General features: G+C 67.2%; 16 protein-coding genes and 1 tRNA gene. 8 read left to right on the top strand and 9 right to left on the bottom strand.

Going from position 1 to position 15,754, the window contains the following annotated elements; translation table 11 throughout:
- Window positions 1–4 precede the first annotated feature (4 nt).
- Window positions 5–94: transfer RNA gene (locus D7Y61_RS14835), tRNA-Ser, on the bottom strand.
- A gap of 123 nt (window positions 95–217) precedes the next feature.
- Between D7Y61_RS14835 and D7Y61_RS14830 the strand changes: the two genes are divergently transcribed.
- The gene (locus D7Y61_RS14830) at window positions 218–1,291 is read left to right on the top strand and encodes a DUF4241 domain-containing protein (protein WP_180867195.1); all 1,074 of its coding nucleotides are present in this window, start codon (window positions 218–220) and stop codon (window positions 1,289–1,291) included.
- 54 nt (window positions 1,292–1,345) lie between these two features.
- Here D7Y61_RS14830 and D7Y61_RS14825 read toward each other — a convergent pair whose 3' ends face one another.
- Window positions 1,346–2,338, bottom strand: coding sequence for a LysR family transcriptional regulator (locus D7Y61_RS14825; RefSeq protein ID WP_180867192.1), 993 nt, complete (start codon window positions 2,336–2,338; stop codon window positions 1,346–1,348).
- Window positions 2,339–2,465: 127 nt separating this feature from the next.
- Here D7Y61_RS14825 and D7Y61_RS14820 point away from each other — a divergent pair, with 127 nt between their 5' ends.
- Together D7Y61_RS14820 and D7Y61_RS14815 are read left to right on the top strand one after the other, a co-directional pair.
- Window positions 2,466–3,053: an FMN-dependent NADH-azoreductase gene (locus tag D7Y61_RS14820; RefSeq protein ID WP_180867190.1), complete on the top strand. Its 588-nt coding sequence runs from the start codon at window positions 2,466–2,468 to the stop codon at window positions 3,051–3,053.
- Between the two features lie 207 nt (window positions 3,054–3,260).
- On the top strand, window positions 3,261–3,611 hold the full coding sequence (locus D7Y61_RS14815) for a ligand-binding protein SH3 (protein ID WP_180867187.1): 351 nt from the start codon (window positions 3,261–3,263) through the stop codon (window positions 3,609–3,611).
- Between the two features lie 69 nt (window positions 3,612–3,680).
- Here D7Y61_RS14815 and serS read toward each other — a convergent pair whose 3' ends face one another.
- The gene (serS, locus tag D7Y61_RS14810; RefSeq protein ID WP_180867184.1) at window positions 3,681–4,961 is read right to left on the bottom strand and encodes a serine--tRNA ligase; all 1,281 of its coding nucleotides are present in this window, start codon (window positions 4,959–4,961) and stop codon (window positions 3,681–3,683) included.
- A 113-nt stretch (window positions 4,962–5,074) separates the two neighbouring features.
- Here serS and D7Y61_RS14805 point away from each other — a divergent pair, with 113 nt between their 5' ends.
- Together D7Y61_RS14805 and D7Y61_RS14800 are read left to right on the top strand one after the other, a co-directional pair.
- On the top strand, window positions 5,075–5,710 hold the full coding sequence (locus tag D7Y61_RS14805; protein WP_180867181.1) for an energy transducer TonB: 636 nt from the start codon (window positions 5,075–5,077) through the stop codon (window positions 5,708–5,710).
- A 119-nt stretch (window positions 5,711–5,829) separates the two neighbouring features.
- Window positions 5,830–6,402, top strand: coding sequence for an energy transducer TonB (locus D7Y61_RS14800; RefSeq protein ID WP_180867179.1), 573 nt, complete (start codon window positions 5,830–5,832; stop codon window positions 6,400–6,402).
- Between the two features lie 148 nt (window positions 6,403–6,550).
- Here the strand turns inward: D7Y61_RS14800 and aroA are convergent, their stop codons facing one another.
- From aroA to D7Y61_RS14780, 4 genes are all read right to left on the bottom strand, one after another.
- Window positions 6,551–7,858 carry a 3-phosphoshikimate 1-carboxyvinyltransferase gene (gene aroA / locus D7Y61_RS14795; RefSeq protein ID WP_180867176.1) on the bottom strand — a complete coding sequence of 436 codons (1,308 nt, stop codon included), beginning with the start codon at window positions 7,856–7,858 and terminating at the stop codon, window positions 6,551–6,553.
- 76 nt (window positions 7,859–7,934) lie between these two features.
- Entirely contained in the window at window positions 7,935–9,134 is a 1,200-nt protein-coding gene (pheA, locus tag D7Y61_RS14790; protein WP_006452477.1) for a prephenate dehydratase, read from the bottom strand.
- Between the two features lie 51 nt (window positions 9,135–9,185).
- The gene (gene serC, locus D7Y61_RS14785) at window positions 9,186–10,271 is read right to left on the bottom strand and encodes a 3-phosphoserine/phosphohydroxythreonine transaminase (RefSeq protein WP_180867173.1); all 1,086 of its coding nucleotides are present in this window, start codon (window positions 10,269–10,271) and stop codon (window positions 9,186–9,188) included.
- Window positions 10,272–10,490: 219 nt separating this feature from the next.
- Window positions 10,491–11,297, bottom strand: coding sequence for an FHA domain-containing protein (locus tag D7Y61_RS14780; RefSeq protein WP_180867172.1), 807 nt, complete (start codon window positions 11,295–11,297; stop codon window positions 10,491–10,493).
- 125 nt (window positions 11,298–11,422) lie between these two features.
- Between D7Y61_RS14780 and D7Y61_RS14775 the strand changes: the two genes are divergently transcribed.
- The 3 genes from D7Y61_RS14775 (at window position 11,423) to D7Y61_RS14765 (ending at window position 13,502) form a co-directional block, all read left to right on the top strand.
- Complete coding sequence (locus D7Y61_RS14775; protein WP_180867169.1) at window positions 11,423–11,698, top strand: polyhydroxyalkanoic acid system family protein; 276 nt, start codon at window positions 11,423–11,425, stop codon at window positions 11,696–11,698.
- Between the two features lie 80 nt (window positions 11,699–11,778).
- Window positions 11,779–12,270, top strand: a complete 492-nt coding sequence (locus D7Y61_RS14770) for a phasin family protein (RefSeq protein WP_180867166.1) — start codon at window positions 11,779–11,781, stop codon at window positions 12,268–12,270.
- Window positions 12,271–12,506: 236 nt separating this feature from the next.
- Window positions 12,507–13,502: a restriction endonuclease gene (locus D7Y61_RS14765; protein ID WP_180867163.1), complete on the top strand. Its 996-nt coding sequence runs from the start codon at window positions 12,507–12,509 to the stop codon at window positions 13,500–13,502.
- Window positions 13,503–13,589: 87 nt separating this feature from the next.
- Here D7Y61_RS14765 and hutC read toward each other — a convergent pair whose 3' ends face one another.
- Together hutC and D7Y61_RS14755 are read right to left on the bottom strand one after the other, a co-directional pair.
- The gene (hutC, locus tag D7Y61_RS14760) at window positions 13,590–14,318 is read right to left on the bottom strand and encodes a histidine utilization repressor (RefSeq protein WP_180867161.1); all 729 of its coding nucleotides are present in this window, start codon (window positions 14,316–14,318) and stop codon (window positions 13,590–13,592) included.
- Between the two features lie 27 nt (window positions 14,319–14,345).
- The gene (locus D7Y61_RS14755) at window positions 14,346–15,716 is read right to left on the bottom strand and encodes a formimidoylglutamate deiminase (protein ID WP_180867159.1); all 1,371 of its coding nucleotides are present in this window, start codon (window positions 15,714–15,716) and stop codon (window positions 14,346–14,348) included.
- Between the last annotated feature and the right edge of the window lie 38 nt (window positions 15,717–15,754).

Below are 15,754 nucleotides of genomic sequence, written 5' to 3'. Positions count from 1 at the left end.
GTTATGGCGGAGAGAGTGGGATTCGAACCCACGGAAGGTTTGACCCTTCGCCGGTTTTCAAGACCGGTGCCTTAAACCGCTCGGCCATCTCTCCAATCGGGTCCCGGTCGCCCGGGCAGCGGCGTATTCTCGCACGTGAAGGGCATTTACCCAAGACCACCTTGCCCCTGTCCTGCGCATGCGGCACGGTGGGGCCTGCACCACAATCGGAGCCACCATGGCCCATCTCGATCTGGCCAACCTGCGCACCACCCTGCTGGACGACACCCAGCTGGCTGCTGTGGCCCTGCACCGCACCCTTGCCGGCCACCTGCCGGTCAGCAGCGGGCATCTGGTGGTCTGCGACCCGCTGGTCCAAGCCGAGGCACCGGCGCTGGCCGACTACACCGCTCCGGCCGGCCGTCATCCGGTCGAGATCATCGTGCACAGCGGCCGCCCGGCACTGGCCGTGGCCTGGTTCAAGCCCCGCGAAGCCCTCACTGCATCTGCCCTCCATTGGCAGATGGCGCGCTGGACTACGCAGGACCTGACCGGCCTGGATGAGGACAGCTTCATCGGCTATCCGGTCGACGCCGGCATCGGCTGCTTCATGGATACCGACACCCAGCGGGCGCTGCTGGCCCTGATCGAACAGGCCGATGGCGACGAAGGCAGCGCGTGGTCGGAAGCGCTGATTGATCACGACGGCCTGGATGAAGGCGCCGAATACCGTCCATGGGGCGAGGACTCACCGCACGGTCTGGTCGTATTCACCAGCGGCTGGGGCGACGGTGTCTATCCCAGCTATTGGGCGCTGGATACCTCCGGCATTCCGGTGGCGCTGGTGACCGACTTCCTGTGCATCCAGGGCGGCGACGGTCGCGACGAGCGCGAGATCGCCGACCAGGTCTATCGCGACAGCCTTCCACCCGAAGAAGCTGAAGCGCTGGAACGGCTGGTGGCCGCCGTCGAACGCGATGATGCCGACGCATTGCGTGCTCTGCTGAAGGACGCACCGCAACGCGCCAACCAGATCGAGCCCGGGTGCGGTGGCACCGCGCTGTTTGAGGCGATCCGTCTGGATCGGCCGCAAGCGCTGCGGGTGCTGCTGCAGGGTGCTGCACTGCCGGCGATGCCCGAGCGCCTGCACATGAGCAGGGTCACCAGCTATCTGGAGTACGCGCGCTTTCTGAAGAAGCCACGCAGCGCCGAACTGATGGCGGTGTTGGAAGCGCCGGTCATCCCGGATCGGCCAGAACCGGTGACAGCGCCGCGACGCAGCTTCTGGGACCGGCTGTTCGGGCGGAAGTGATCGGCGCCGGATACAGCAACGCCGGGCATGGCCCGGCGCTACCGTTCATCCCTCTCAGCCCGCATCCACTGCCAACGCGCCCAGCGCACTGGCCTTGATTCGCTCCTTGGCCTTCTCGCAGGCGCCACCGCAATCCAGGCGCGAGGCCTCCAGCTGCGGCGGCAGGTGCTCGGCCAGGAAGTCGATGAACACGCGCACTGCCGGCAGCAGGCCGCGGCGCGAGGCGAACACGGCATGGCACACGCCCTGCGGCAGCGACCAGTCCGGCAGCACCACTTCCAGCTCGCCGTTACGCACCGCATCGGCGCACACGGTCTCCGGCAGCATGGTGATGCCGAAACCGTCCTTCACCATGCTCTGCAGCAGCGGGAAGTCGAAGCCCGCCACGCGCGGCTGCAGGTCGACCCTGCGCACTTCGCCTTCCGGCCCGTGCAGCTCCCAGCGCTGGCGTGCTTCGTCTTCGCTGATGCTGAGGGTGACGTGCTGGGTCAGCTCTTCCGGGTCCTTCGGACGGCCAGCGCGGTCCAGGTACTTCGGGCTGGCCACCAGCAGTTCCTGCACCTGGCCGAAGCTGCGCATCACCAGGCTGCCGTCGTCGTCCAGGCGCGAACGCACGCGCAGGGCCACGTCGTAGCCTTCATTGATGATGTCCACGCGGCGGTTGCTGATGTTCAGCTGCAGGCGCACCTTCGGGTACTGCTCGAGGAACTTGGGCAGCAGCTTGGGCAGCTGCATCTCCGCCAGCGAGACCGGGACGCTGGCACGCACCACGCCACGCGGTTCCGCACTGAGGCGGTCCACCACTTCGCGCGCAGCCTGCGCCTCGGCCAGCATCGTCTGCGCGTGGCGGTGCACGCTGGTGCCGACGTCGGTGACCGCGAAACGGCGCGTGGAGCGCTGCAGCAGGCGCACGCCCAGGTCGGTCTCCAGCTGGCTGATGCGCCGGCTCAGGCGCGACTTGGGGATGCCCAGCGCGCGCTCGGCGGCGGCAAATCCGCCGTGGTCGACCACCATCGCAAAGTAGTACAGATCATTCAGGTCATGCATGCCCGAGTTCCATATCTAGAACAATAAGTGGCATTCAATCACCTTTATCCCGCCTTTGCAACAACCTATCGTTCTCTCCGTCGGCGGGGCCTACCCGCTTCTTCCTTCCAGAACATAGGTGACTGCCATGAAGCTTCTGCATCTCGACGCCAGCGTGCTTGGCGAGAACTCCGTCTCCCGCCACCTGACCGCCGCCGTGGTGGCCCGGTTCAAGCAGCAGGTCGAAGGCCTGCAGGTCGATTATCGCGATCTTGACGCCAATCCGGTACCGCATCTGCGCAGCAGCTCGCTCGCCAAGGCGGACGCAGCAGAAGCGGCCGATGCTGAACAGGTGCTCGAGCAGTTCCTGGCGGCGGATATCGTGGTGATCGGCGCGCCGATGTACAACTTCAGCATCCCGTCCACGCTGAAGGCCTGGATCGACCGCGTCGCCGTGGCCGGGCGCACCTTCAAGTACACCGAGAACGGCCCGATCGGCCTGGCCGGCGGCAAGCGCGTCATCGTGGTCAGCAGCCGCGGCGGCATCTACACCGACTCGCCGGCCGACTTCCAGGAGCCGTTCCTGCGCCAGACGTTCGCATTCTGGGGCATCAACGACATCGAGTTCGTGCGTGCCGAGGGCATCGCCTACTCGCCGCAGCACCGCGAAGACGCCATCGCCGGCGCGCTGGCGGCACTGCCGTCGCACGAGGCCGCTGAAGCGGTCGCCGCGTAACGCGTTCCATCGTTCGGCGCCGCTCTCTCCTCGTCGAGGCGCTGAACGCGGGCCGGGATCCCCTCCCCCATCCCGGCCCACCCTGACGGCCCCGCAATGCGGGGCCGTTTTTTTGCGGACCGATTCCCGCCCGCCGGGCWTGGCCCGGCGCTACCGGATCGGGATGGCAGCGCCGGGCCATGCCCGGCGGAAACGGTACAGTGGGTCATGAACTACATCGTGACCACTGCGCACCGCAGCGAATTTCCACACCCGATCACCCTGCGCCGCGGCCAGACGCTGGTGGTGGGCGAACGTTATGAAGGCCCGGAGGGCTGGGAGGACTGGTTCCTGTGCGAGGCCGAGGGGCAGCAGCCCGGATTCGTACCGGCACCGGTGATCGGTCGCACTGCGCAGGGTGACGCGTTTGCCACCGAGGATTACTGCGCGCGGGAGCTGGATGTGGATCCCGGGCAGCTGCTGCGTGGGCAGCGCACGCTCAATGGCTGGGCGTGGTGCGTGCCGGAGACGGGCGAGCCGGGATGGGTGCCTTTGGAGAAGGTGCGGGCCATGCGGTAATCGCGAAATTCATCCACACATGGCGTGGATTCGGTGCCATGCAAGCATGGCACCCACCTGAGCCGGTGGTCAGGCGATGGATTCCAGACCACCCATGTACGGGCGCAGCGCTTCCGGCACGGTGATGCTGCCGTCGGCGTTCTGGTAGTTCTCCATCACCGCGATCATCGCGCGGCCGACCGCCACGCCGGAGCCGTTCAGGGTGTGCGCCAGTTCCGGCTTGCCGGTGGCCGGGTTGCGCCAGCGGGCCTGCATGCGGCGGGCCTGGAAGTCGCCACAGTTCGAGCACGAGGAAATCTCGCGGTAGGTCTCCTGCGACGGCAGCCAGACTTCCAGGTCGTAGGTCTTGATGGCCGAGAAGCCCATGTCGCCGGTGCACAGCAGCACCTTGCGGTACGGCAGGCCCAGCTTTTCCAGCACCACTTCGGCGCAGCGGGTCATGCGCTGGTGTTCGGCGTCGCTGTCTTCCGGGCGGCTGATCGAGACCAGCTCGACCTTCTCGAACTGATGCTGGCGGATCATGCCGCGCACGTCGCGGCCACCGCTGCCGGCTTCGGAACGGAAGCACAGCGAGTGGGCGGTCATGCGCAGCGGCAGGCGCTCGGCGTCGAGGATCTCGTCGCGCGCGATGTTGGTCAGCGAAATTTCCGAGGTCGAGATCAGGTAACGCTTCTGCTCACCCAGTTGGGTGATGAACATGTCTTCTTCGAACTTGGGCAGCTGGCCGGTGCCGTACAGGCTGTCGGCATTGACGATCACCGGCACGTTGGTCTCCTGGTACTCATGCTCCCCGCTGTGCAGGTCGAGCATGAACTGGGCCAGGGCACGATGCAGGCGCGCGATCGGGCCGCGCAGCACAGTGAATCGCGAGCCGGACAGCTTGGCGGCGGTCTCGCCATCGAGCCACTTGTTGCGGGCGCCCAGCTCAACGTGGTCGAGCACCTTGAAGTCGAACTGGCGTGGGGTACCCCAGCGCGCCTGCTCGACGTTGTCGTTCTCGTCGGCACCGGCCGGCACGTCATCGGCCGGCAGGTTCGGAATGCCCATCGAGATCGCTTCGATCTTCTCGCGCAGCTCGTCCAGCGCCACTTCCGAGGCCTTCAGCTCGTCGGCGAAGGCGGCAACCTCGGCCATGATGGCCGAAACGTCCTCGCCCTTGGCCTTGGCCTGGCCGATCGCCTTGGAACGGCTGTTGCGCAGGCTCTGCAGCTCCTGGGTCCGCACCTGGATGCGCTTGCGATCAGCCTCCAGGGACTCCAGGGCAGACACGTCGAGCTCGAAGCCGCGGCTGGTGCGCAGGCGTTCGGCGAGGTCGGCGGGCTGGTGGCGGAGCAGGGCTGGATCAAGCATGGCAGGTGTCGTGGTGGGTATCAGGGATGGGATTATCGCTTGTTATACGGATTTCTGCCGCCCGGTTCATTCCCGCCGTGGCAGAATCGAGCCATTCCGTACTGGTCCGGTCCATGTCTGCACCCCGCTCGTCGTCCGCCAAGTCGTTCACTGTGCATATTCCGCGCAATGCCCTGAAGATCGCCGGTATCGCCTTCGGGGTGGGCGTGCTGCTGTTCGTGCTGGTCTGGCTGACCGGCCGCGACAAGGAGTTCTTCCGCGCCGATCCGGCAGCGCAGACCTCGCAGGAAACCGCCCAGGTCGAGCCCCTGCCGGAACCGTTGGCCGCTGCCGCCGGTTCCAGCGACATGCCCGATGCCAAGCCGGCCCCGGTCGAGGAAGAAGCGCCGAAGCTGGTCGAAACCGCCCCGCCGCCTGCGCCCATCGCTGAAGCAGCCCCGGCCACACCGGGCCCTGCGCCGGCGGCCACCGGTAGCAGCCAGCCGATGCCGATCGCTGGCCAATCACCGCCGCCCGCCTATCCGGCCGCCGCGCTGCGTGCAGGCGAGACCGGCACCGTGGTGGTGCGGGTGGACGTGGACGCCACCGGCTATCCGAACAACGCCACGGTGATCCAGCGCAGCGGTTCACGCGAGCTCGACCGTGCCGCCACCGACGCCGTGCGCCGTTGGCGCTTCACCCCGGCTCAGAACAATGGCCAGGCCGTTCCCGGCAGTATTGAAGTGCCGTTCGACTTCAAGACGCAGTAACTGAACGCTTCCCGGCAGGCAAACTGAACCCTGCCGGTGGCGTTGACGCAACGCTGACACTTCTCGTCCATGGCTCGCGCAACACTTCCCACGTCGTCCATTGACGGAAGGAGTTAGCGATGACTGCCACCACCCACGAAGACCTTCATTCGCCGCAGCTGCAGCAGAATTCCAGCCTGCAGCACAAGCCCACGTCGCCCTGGATGTGGATCGCGCTGATCGTGGCGATGTTTGCGGCCGCCCTGCTCTGGCTGCGTCATTCGAACCAGGAAGACGTGGCACCGGCACCGGTTGGCGAGCGCATGCTTCCGGCCCCCGAGCAGGCAGTGGTGACGGATGCAGCGGCCCCTGCCGCGCGGCAGGCAGCCCCGGCTGGCGCTTCGCGGAAGGCCGCGCCGGTAGTGCGCAATCGTGAGGCCCGCCCGCTGGCCAGCAACCGCATGCCCACCTACCCCGCCGCTGCGCTGCGTAGTGGCGTGCAGGGCAGCGTGATCGCCAGCCTGAGTGTCGATACCCGCGGCAATGTCGCCAACGCTGCGATCGTTTCGCGCAGCGGCGAGCGCAGCCGTGACCTGGATCGTGCGGTGCTCAGCACCGTGCAGAACTGGAAGTTCCAGCCGGCGATGCAGGAAGGCCGTGCAGTAGCAAGCGTGGTGCGGGTCCCGGTGGATTTCCGTACCGAGCAGCGTTGATCGCGGACGAGGGGTTCGTGATGCTTAGACGGAGGCTTCGGCCTCCGTCCTTTTGTCTGTCGCCTCGATTGTAGAGCCGAGCCATGCTCGGCTCATCGCAATCTTCACCCTCGAGTCGAACATAGCTCGACTCTAAAGAGTCTCACGATCAGGCCAGGTTGAATCCGGCGCTGCGCGCCAGACCATCGAAATCCGGGAAGGACGTGGCGACGTTGGCGATATCGTTGATGCGCACTTCGCCGTCACTGATCTGGCCGGCAATGGCGAACGCCATGGCAATGCGATGGTCGCCGTGGCTTTCGATGGTGCCGCTGCCCAGGCGCACGCCGCCGTGCAGCGTGGCACCGTCTTCGGTTTCGTCCACCTGCATGCCCAGCGCGCGCAGGCCGGTGGCCATCGCAGCGAGACGATCGGATTCCTTCACCCGCAGCTCCGCCGCGCCGCTCACCACGGTCTGGCCTTCTGCGGCGGCGGCGGCCACGAACAGCGCCGGGAACTCGTCGATCATGTCCGGCACCAGTGCTTCCGGAATGCGCGCGCCCTTCAACTGAGCGTAGCGCACCACCAGATCGGCAACGGGTTCACCACCCTGCTCGGCCGGATTCTCTTCGGTGATGTCCGCGCCCATCAGGCGCAGCGCGTGCAGCAGGCCGGTCCGGCGCGGATTCAGGCCGACCTGCTTCAGGCGCAGCTCGGAACCGGGAATGATACTGGCCGCCACCAGGTAGAACGCCGCCGAGGAAAAATCAGCCGGCACCACGATATCCGTCGCGCGCAGGCGCTGGCCGCCACGCAGGCGGGCCTTGCCCGGTGAAAATTCGATGTCCACGCCGAACGCCGACAGCATGCGCTCGGTGTAGTCACGGGTTGGGTGCGGTTCCAGCACGCTGGTTTCGCCCTGCGCGTACAGGCCGGCCAACAGCACCGCCGACTTGATCTGTGCGCTGGCCACCGGCGAGGCGAAGTCGATGCCGTGCAGCGACTGGCCGCCATGCACCTGCAGCGGCGGCGTGCCGTCGTCCTGGGTGTGGATCTTCGCGCCCATCTGCGACAGCGGGCCGGTGACGCGACGCATCGGGCGGCCCGACAGCGACTCATCGCCGATCAGCGTGCAATCGAACGCCTGGCCTGCCAGCAGGCCGGCCAGCAGTCGCATGCCGGTACCGGCGTTGCCGCAGTCCAGCGGTGCATCCGGTGCTTTCAGGCCGTCGATGCCGACGCCGTGCACGATGCGCTGCGACGGGCTGGGGGTTTCGATGCGCACGCCGAGCTGGCTGAAGATACGCGCGGTGGCGCGGGTGTCTTCGCCTTCCAGGAAACCTTCGATATGCGAGGTGCCATCGGCCAGGGCGGCGAACATCACCGAGCGGTGCGAGACCGACTTGTCGCCGGGAATGGTCAGGCTGCCCTGCAGCGGCTGGCCCTTGCGGGCGATCCAGTGTTGCGCGTTGCTCATCGTTCGATCATTCCGTAAACGCCGGCAGCGCCGGCGATGCATCAGGGAGCGGCGGCCGTGGCCGCCGCAGCAGCACTCAGGGCACGGCCACCGGATAGGAGCCCAGCACCTTGATCTGCGCCGAGTGCGCTTCCAGTTCGGCCAGCGCCGCCTGCATCGGCGCGTCGTCGATGTGGCCGGCCAGGTCGATGAAGAAGCCGTATTCCCACTTGCCGTGGTGCGACGGGCGCGACTCGATGCGGTTCATGCTGATGCCGTGGCGGGCGAACGGGCTGAGCACGTCGAACAGCGCACCGGGCTTGTCATGGATGAACACCAGCACCGATGTGCGGTCGTGACCGGAGGTCGGGAAGATGTTGCGGCCCACCACCAGGAAACGGGTGGTGTTGTCGGCATCGTTCTGGATCGGCTTGGTGACCACCTTCTTCAGGCCGTACACATGGCCGGCGCTCTCACCGCCGATGGCCGCCGCGTCGTCGGCGTTGCGCGCACGGCGCGCACCTTCGGCGTTGCTGGATACCGGGATCTTCTCGGCCTTCGGCAGGTTGGCGCGCAGCCACGCCGAGGTCTGCATGAACGACTGCGGGTGTGCGTAGATGCGCTCGATGTCCTCGATGCGGCCGCTGCGCGACATCAGGTACTGCTGCACGCGCAGTTCCACTTCGCCACAGATCTTCAGGTTGGAGGTCAGGAACATGTCCAGGGTGATCTGGATGGTGCCCTGCCCCGAATTCTCCACCGGCACCACGCCGAAATCGGCGTTGCCTGCTTCCACTTCCTGGAACACTTCTTCGATGCTGGCCATCGGCAGGCCCAGCGCCGAGCGGCCGAAGTGCTTGAGCACGGCCTGCTGGCTGAAGGTGCCTTCCGGGCCGAGGTAGCCGATCTTCAGCGGCTCCTGCTGGGCCAGGCAAGCCGACATGATCTCGCGGTAGACGTGCACCAGCAGCTCGTCGCTGAGCGGGCCTTCGTTGCGATCCACCACCATGCGCAGCACCTGCGCTTCGCGCTCGGGGCGGTAGTAGTCGACTGCGGCGGCGAGCTTGCCCTTGGCCTTGCCGACCTGATGGGCGAAGCGCGCGCGCTCGGCGATCAGGTTCTGGATGTCACGGTCGATCTGGTCGATCTTCGAACGCACATCGGCCAGTGCCAGCGGCGCCAGGGTGGGTGCCGGGTTCGAGGCGGCCTTGGCCTTGCCCTTCGCCTTGGTGGGCGCGCTGTCCTTGGCCGGTTCGGCCTTCTTCGGCGCCTTCTTGCTGGATTTGCTGCTTGCCATCGGAGTTCCTTGTTGCGGGGCACGCACCCAACGGTGCGCGCCGTTCATTGCTCAGCCGTGACGCTGCTGGAAATCGGCCATGAAGGCGACCAGCGCCTCGGCCCCGGCCAGCGGCATGGCGTTGTACAGCGAGGCACGGATACCGCCGACCACCTTGTGCCCCTTCAGCGCCAGCAGGCCGGCGGCCCTGGCTTCGGCGACGAAGCGGGCATCGAGCTCGGCATCGGGCAGGAAGAACGGGATGTTCATCCGCGAACGGGCGGCGTGTGCGACCTCGTTGCGGTAGAAGCCGCCAGAGCCGTCGATGGCGCCGTATACCAGCGCCGCCTTGGCGGCATTGCGCTTGGCGAACTCGGCCACGCCGCCTTCGGCCAGCATCCACTTGAACACCAAGCCGGCCAGGTACCAGTTCCAGGTCGGCGGTGTGTTGAGCATCGAATCGCGGGCGACGTGCGAGCGGTAATCGAAGATGTCCGCGCGCGGCTGGCCACTGCGCTCGAGCAGGTCGCGGCGGATGATCATCACCGCGATGCCGACCGGGCCCAGGTTCTTCTGCGCACCGGCGTAGATCACGCCGTAGCGGCGTACGTCCAGCGGCTCGCTGGCGATGGACGAGCTGAAATCGGCGATCAGCGGGACGTTGCCGGTGTCGGGCACATCACGGAACTCGACACCGTGGATGGTTTCGTTGGCGGTGATGTGCACGTAGGCGGCATCGGGCAACAGCTGCCAGTCGGCACGCGCCGGCAGTTCGCGATAGCCGTTGGCCTCGCTGCTGGCGGCGATGTTGACGTCGACGTAGACACCGGCCTGCTTGACCGCCGTCTTGCCCCAGTGGCCACTGACCACGTAGTCGGCACGCTGGCCGGGGGCGGCGAAGTTGAGCGGGATCAGCGCCTGCTGGGTGGTGGCGCCACCGGACAGGAACAGCACCGCATAGTCGTTGGGGATATCGAGCAGGCGACGCAGGTCGGCCTCGGCCTCGGCCGCCACGGACATGAACTCCGCACCGCGATGGCTCATTTCCACGATCGAGGCACCGGTACCGTGCCAGTCCAGCATTTCCGCCTGCGCCTGGCGCAGGACCGATTCCGGCAAGGTTGCAGGGCCGGCACTGAAGTTGAACGCGCGCGTCATGTCACACCTGTGGGGCAAGACCCCTAGTATGCCGCAGTGCACCAGCCTTGCGGCCTTGTGGCGCAAGGGAAATTTGGTTTCATTGGAATCCATTGGCCCGCAGCAATGCTCCGGCGGTCGCCGACCTTGGTCGGCGTACGCCGTCAGGCGTCATGCCCACCGAAGGAGCGTGCCGACCAAGGTCGGCACCCACCAGAGCGGACCCGGCGGACGCAGGGTTCAGCGCGCGCCGAACCAGAGCAGCAGGCTGAGCAGGGCAGCCAGCAGCAGCGCACTGACCAGCAGCCACGGCCAGCGCCGGACCTTGCGCGGCACGGCCGGCAGCACCGGCGCCTGCTCGGCGTCCTGGCTGGACTCGTCTTCATCCGGCAGCGGGCGTCGGCGTGGGTCATGCGGCACTTCCAGCACGAACCGGTGCTGGCCATCGAACACTACCTGGTCACCCGCCTGCAGCCAGCAGTGGCGCACGGCCACACCGTTGACCCGGGTGCCGTCGGCACTGCCCAGGTCACGCAGCAGCACGCGCTCGCCATGCACTTCCACACGGGCATGCTGTTCGGCGAAGGCCGGATCGTCGATGGCGATGTCGGCCTCACTGCCGCGACCGACCAGGCGGGCCCGCGACAGGGTGAAACTGCGGCCATGATGCAGACCGCCGACACCACGCAGCAGCCGCTGCTGCTCATCGCTGCCGTCGTCGTTCTTCGGTGAAGGCGCCTGCAACAGGCTCTCGACCTCGCCCTGCAGCACCATCTCCACGCCGTCCACATACACCGCATCGCCTGCACGCAGCAGGGCCATGCGGCGCACCGGTCGACCATTCACGTGGATGCCACGGATACCGTTGCCGACCTGCAGCCAGAGGCCGCGATCGTCCATGCAGAACTGCGCCAGCAGGAGCGCGCCGTGGCCGGCGTCACCGAGCCGCACACTGCCGTTGGCCTGGCGCACGATGCGTTGCACCCCGGGCCGCAGCGGCTGGTCGGGCTGTTGTTGTTGACTGAAGTGAACAAGCAGGTTCTGCACGCGGCGCAGCCTAGCAGGTTGGCCGCCAACGAAGAAGAACCCACGATGAGTGCTTGGCGCGGAGGCCCTCGATGCGCACAATGCTCGCCCTCATTGATCATCCCCGCCCTGCGCCAGGAGCCTGCATGTCCGCCATCGATGTCCGCCACGCCCACGCCCTGCCCGACGCACAGGCGCGCGCCGCGATCGAACAGGTTGCCGCCAAGTTGTCCGAGCGCTTCGGCCTGAAGTCGTCCTGGACCGCCGACGTACTGAACTTCTCCGGCAGCGGCGTGGACGGCGCGATCGAACTGCAGCCGGGCGCCGTGCGCGTGACGGCCAAGCTGGGCTTCCTGCTGTCGGCGATGAAGGGCATGGTCGAAGGCGAGATCCAGCGCGTGCTGAAGGAAAAGCTGGGCTGAACCCCGGCGGCGGCCGTCACGGCCGTGCAACGCCAACGCGCGCTACTCTCGGGACAGGCCCAACTCCCACGGGAAGTGCGATGAACCAGTACGAAAACGATGACCGCCGCAACGACGACGCCTCGTTCGGTGACCAGGCCGAGCGCTTCTCGCGCAAGCTGAGTGACTCGGCGCAGCAGGTCTGGCTGGCCGGCCTGGGCGCTCTTGGCCGTGCGCAGGCCGAAGGCAGCCGCTTCTTCGACGGCCTGGTGAAGGAAGGCGAAGCCTGGGAAGCCCGCCGCCGCGAACGCAACGCCGAGCAGGGACCGGGCTGGCGCGACAACGTGGAAACCTCGCTTGACGAGGCCCGCGAAAAGGCTTCCGGCACCTGGAACAAGGTCGAAAAGGCCTTCGACGACCAGGTACAGGGCGTGCTCAAGCGCCTGCACGTACCCACTGCAGACGAAGTGACCGCGCTTGAAGCCCGCATCGATGCCCTGCATGCGCGCTTGGCCAAGCTGGAGAACCGCGCCGCCTCGGGCGCTGATGCCCCCGCGCCGGGGAGCCACCAATCGCCGGACAGCGTGCCCTGACGATCTTTGTTGCAATGCAATAAATTTTGGTTGACAATCGCGAGCAACCCGCCAATCGCTTCGGCTGCCGTTTGTTCCCTCCCCTCACGGCTTCAGGATTGGCGGGTTTTTCATGCCCGCCGTACACCATTCTGAGCGTTCCATCACGCTTCCTGTCAGGAACCTCCTGACCCAGCCGGACAGTGCGGCCTTTACACTGTTGTCTTCCGCATTCGCCCCTTCCGCGCACCTCCTGCATGCTCCCCTGGATCCTGGCCCTGCTGTCGGCCCTGCTTGTGTGTTCCCTGGCCGTTGTCTATCTGTGGTGGATCAAGCGGCGCCAGAAGGAGATGCAGCTCGGCCTGCAGGCGCTGGCCGGCATGCATTGGCGCGAGTTCTCGGTGCTGGTCAAGCGCATGCTGCGCGAGCAGCGCGGTCTGCGCGAACTGAACGACCCGGCAGAGGAATCCCGCGAGCCAAGCAGCGACTTCCTGCTCAGCGATGGCCCCAACCAGTGGCTGGTGTCATGCAAGCACGGCCTGGCCTACCGCATCGGCACTGCAGCGGTGAATGAGCTGGGTGCCGCCGCGCGGCTGGCCGGCGCCAGGGGCGGCGTACTGCTGACCGAAGGGCGGATCGAACGCGACGGTCGCGCCGCCGCCGAAAAGCAGGCCGTTGAAGTGCTGGACGGCCCGCGCCTGTGGCCGCTGTTGCAGCCCTATCTGCCGGGTGACATCGACACGCGCGTGCGTGCTGGTGCGCGCCACGAAGCGCTGCGCCGGATCGCCATCGCCGCGCTGGGCTCGGTGACGCTGGGCCTGCTGGTGGGCGTGGGTCTGCAGGGCCTGCATGTGGACCGTGCCGAGCCTGTTGCTGCGGCGCCGGCCACCCCGACCGTGGCCGCTGAACCGGCCCGCGAACCCGCTCCGGTGACCATGCCGGCCGCCATGGCACCTCTGCCCCCGCCGGGAACCCTCGATGCGCGCAGCAACCCGAATCCGGATGCGGCCACGCTGGACCGTTTCCAGACGGATCTGTCGCGCGCGCTGGCCGGCAAGCCCGGCATCGCCAGTGGCGTCTGGCTGACCCGCCAGACCCTGGCGATCAACCGCACCGGCGAACTGGAAAAGGTCTGGCCGCAGGTCTGCGAGGAAGTGCTGCACTACCCCGCCCTGCGCAACGTGCGCATCCAGCTCAACGCCCGCCCCGGCGTGGATGAGCCGGTGCGCTGGCGGCAATGCGCCACGTATTGATTGGAACCAGCATCCACGCATGGCGTGGATCTACTGAATCCCGATGCGCGCCCCCTTGGTAGATCCACGCCACGCGTGGATACGACCCTACCGCGCCCCAGGCGCGAAGCGCGCCACCAGGTCCCAGGCATCCCCCAGGAACACCTGGCGCACGCGGGTGATCGGCTGTTCGCCTCGCCAAGTCAAGCGCTCGATCACCAGACAGGCGGTGCCGGGATTCACGTCCAGCAGCTTGGCGGTGGCAGTATCCGCGCCCCAGGCACTGATGCGGTGCTGGGCACGGGTCCACGATACGTTCTGCAGCAGCCAGCTGCCCGGCGCGGTAGTGCTGAAGTCGACCTCCAACACCTCCGGCACCCCCACCGGGCTGATCAGGCGATGCTCCAGCGCCAGCGGACGGCCATCGGCCAGATGCAGGCAGCGCATCGCCAGCAGGTTTTCCTGCCCGGCCAGCTCGACTTCACCGGCATTGCCGGCATCGGCAAGGCGCAGGTCGCGCTGCAGCAGACGATAGGCGTACTGATGACCGCGCGAGCCGACCTGCATCGCGATATCGGGAATCTCCAGCGCCACCTGCTCCAGGTGCGGGGGTTGCCGCGCCACGAACGAACCCGCGCGGCGGCGGCGTTCGATCATGCCGCTCTCGGCCAGCGCGGTCAGCACCTTGTTCACCGTCATCCGCGAGCAGCCGTACTGCTCCATCAGCTCGTGTTCGTACGGAATACGGAAGCCCGGCGCCCACTCTCCGCTGAGGATGCGGCTTTCCAGATCGCTGCGGATACGCTGGTTGAGCGTGGCGGACTTGCTGGCCTTCACGTAATGGGGTCCCGGTGGCGGAGGCGATCAGCCCAGCACGCCCTTCAGGGCGGCGGCGAAGGCGGTGGTGATCGCCTGGCGCTGCAGGTGGCGGCCGTCGGCCACGCACTGGCGGCCATGGCGCCAGACCGATCGCAGCGCGCCATTACGTGCGGCGAACACCCAGCTGTCAAGCCATGCGTCATCCTGTCGCGCCTGCAGCGCCGGGTGCGCGGCGTCCAGTTCGACCAGATCGGCACTGGCACCGACCTGCAGGCCAGCGGCCACGCCCAGCGCCTGCGTACCACCGTGCAATGCGCCTTCAAACAGGAAGCGACCGGTGCTGCGGGTGGCGTCCGGGGCCAGTACGTTGCGCCCGCGCAGGGTCAGCCGCTGGCCGTACTCGAGCAGGCGCAGTTCTTCGGCCGCATCGATCAGCACATTGGAATCGGAGCCGACACCGAAGCGCCCACCCTCGCGCGCGAACGCCTGCATCGGGAACAGGCCGTCGCCCAGATTGGCTTCGGTGATCGGGCATAGGCCGGCCACCGCCTGGCTGGCCACGATGGCGGCGCGCTCATCGTCGGTGATGTGGGTGGCGTGCACCAGGCACCAGCGCGCATCCACCGGCGCATTGTCGTACAGCCACTGCACCGGACGCTGGCCGCTCCAGGCCAGGCAGGCCTCGACTTCACGCACCTGCTCGGCGATATGGATGTGCACCGGGCCGTCGGTCAGCGGCAGCAATGCACTCAATTCCTCGCCGGTGACTGCACGCAGGCTGTGCGGGGCAATGCCGAGTACCGCGTCGGGCAGTGCGGCCAACGACGGCTTCGCGGCGTCCAGCAGCTGCGCGAAACCGTCCACATCGTGGATCAGCCGGCGCTGCGCCGGATTCGGCGGCGCCCCGCCGAAATCGGCATGTGCATAGAACACCGGCAGCAGGGTCAGCCCGATGCCGGTCTGATCGGCCGCAGTGGCAATCCGCGCACTCATTTCGGCGCGGTTGGCATAGGCATGGCCATCGGCGTCGTGGTGCAGGTAGTGGAATTCGCCGACGCGGGTGAAGCCGCTTTCCAGCATTTCCATGTAGGCCTGGGCGGCGATGGCCTGCACCGCGTCCGGGCGCAGATGGGCCAGGAAGCGGTACATCAGCTCGCGCCAGCTCCAGAAGCTGTCACCGTCACCGCCGCCGATCTCGGTCAGCCCGGCCATGCCGCGCTGGAAGGCATGGCTGTGCAGGTTGGGCAGGCCCGGCACCAGGATGCCGACGCAGGTGTCGCCGTGCTGGGCGCCCTGCCCCGTGTGGATCGCCGTGATGCGGCCGTCCTGCACCTGCAGGCGGACATCGCGGGCCCAGCCGTCGGCCAGCAGGGCGTGGGCGGCATGGAAACAGTGCGGGGAACGCGAATCGGACATGGCTGGACAACCCGAAATGGACGCCTATATTGTATAGA

Source organism: Stenotrophomonas maltophilia, assembly GCF_013464485.1.
GTDB lineage: Bacteria > Pseudomonadota > Gammaproteobacteria > Xanthomonadales > Xanthomonadaceae > Stenotrophomonas > Stenotrophomonas maltophilia_AW.
The sequence above is the reverse complement of the archived record's forward strand: the minus strand, read 5'-3'. Positions and strand labels throughout refer to the sequence as shown.

Bases quoted from the DNA above. Each gene is read 5' to 3' on its own strand.
- D7Y61_RS14830 (WP_180867195.1), top strand. From the start codon at position 218: ATGGCCCATCTCGATCTGGCCAACCTGCGCACCACCCTGCTGGACGAC.
- D7Y61_RS14825 (WP_180867192.1), bottom strand. From the start codon at position 2,338: ATGCATGACCTGAATGATCTGTACTACTTTGCGATGGTGGTCGACCAC.
- D7Y61_RS14820 (WP_180867190.1), top strand. From the start codon at position 2,466: ATGAAGCTTCTGCATCTCGACGCCAGCGTGCTTGGCGAGAACTCCGTC.
- D7Y61_RS14815 (WP_180867187.1), top strand. From the start codon at position 3,261: ATGAACTACATCGTGACCACTGCGCACCGCAGCGAATTTCCACACCCG.
- serS (WP_180867184.1), bottom strand. From the start codon at position 4,961: ATGCTTGATCCAGCCCTGCTCCGCCACCAGCCCGCCGACCTCGCCGAA.
- D7Y61_RS14805 (WP_180867181.1), top strand. From the start codon at position 5,075: ATGTCTGCACCCCGCTCGTCGTCCGCCAAGTCGTTCACTGTGCATATT.
- D7Y61_RS14800 (WP_180867179.1), top strand. From the start codon at position 5,830: ATGACTGCCACCACCCACGAAGACCTTCATTCGCCGCAGCTGCAGCAG.
- aroA (WP_180867176.1), bottom strand. From the start codon at position 7,858: ATGAGCAACGCGCAACACTGGATCGCCCGCAAGGGCCAGCCGCTGCAG.
- pheA (WP_006452477.1), bottom strand. From the start codon at position 9,134: ATGGCAAGCAGCAAATCCAGCAAGAAGGCGCCGAAGAAGGCCGAACCG.
- serC (WP_180867173.1), bottom strand. From the start codon at position 10,271: ATGACGCGCGCGTTCAACTTCAGTGCCGGCCCTGCAACCTTGCCGGAA.
- D7Y61_RS14775 (WP_180867169.1), top strand. From the start codon at position 11,423: ATGTCCGCCATCGATGTCCGCCACGCCCACGCCCTGCCCGACGCACAG.
- D7Y61_RS14770 (WP_180867166.1), top strand. From the start codon at position 11,779: ATGAACCAGTACGAAAACGATGACCGCCGCAACGACGACGCCTCGTTC.
- D7Y61_RS14765 (WP_180867163.1), top strand. From the start codon at position 12,507: ATGCTCCCCTGGATCCTGGCCCTGCTGTCGGCCCTGCTTGTGTGTTCC.
- D7Y61_RS14755 (WP_180867159.1), bottom strand. From the start codon at position 15,716: ATGTCCGATTCGCGTTCCCCGCACTGTTTCCATGCCGCCCACGCCCTG.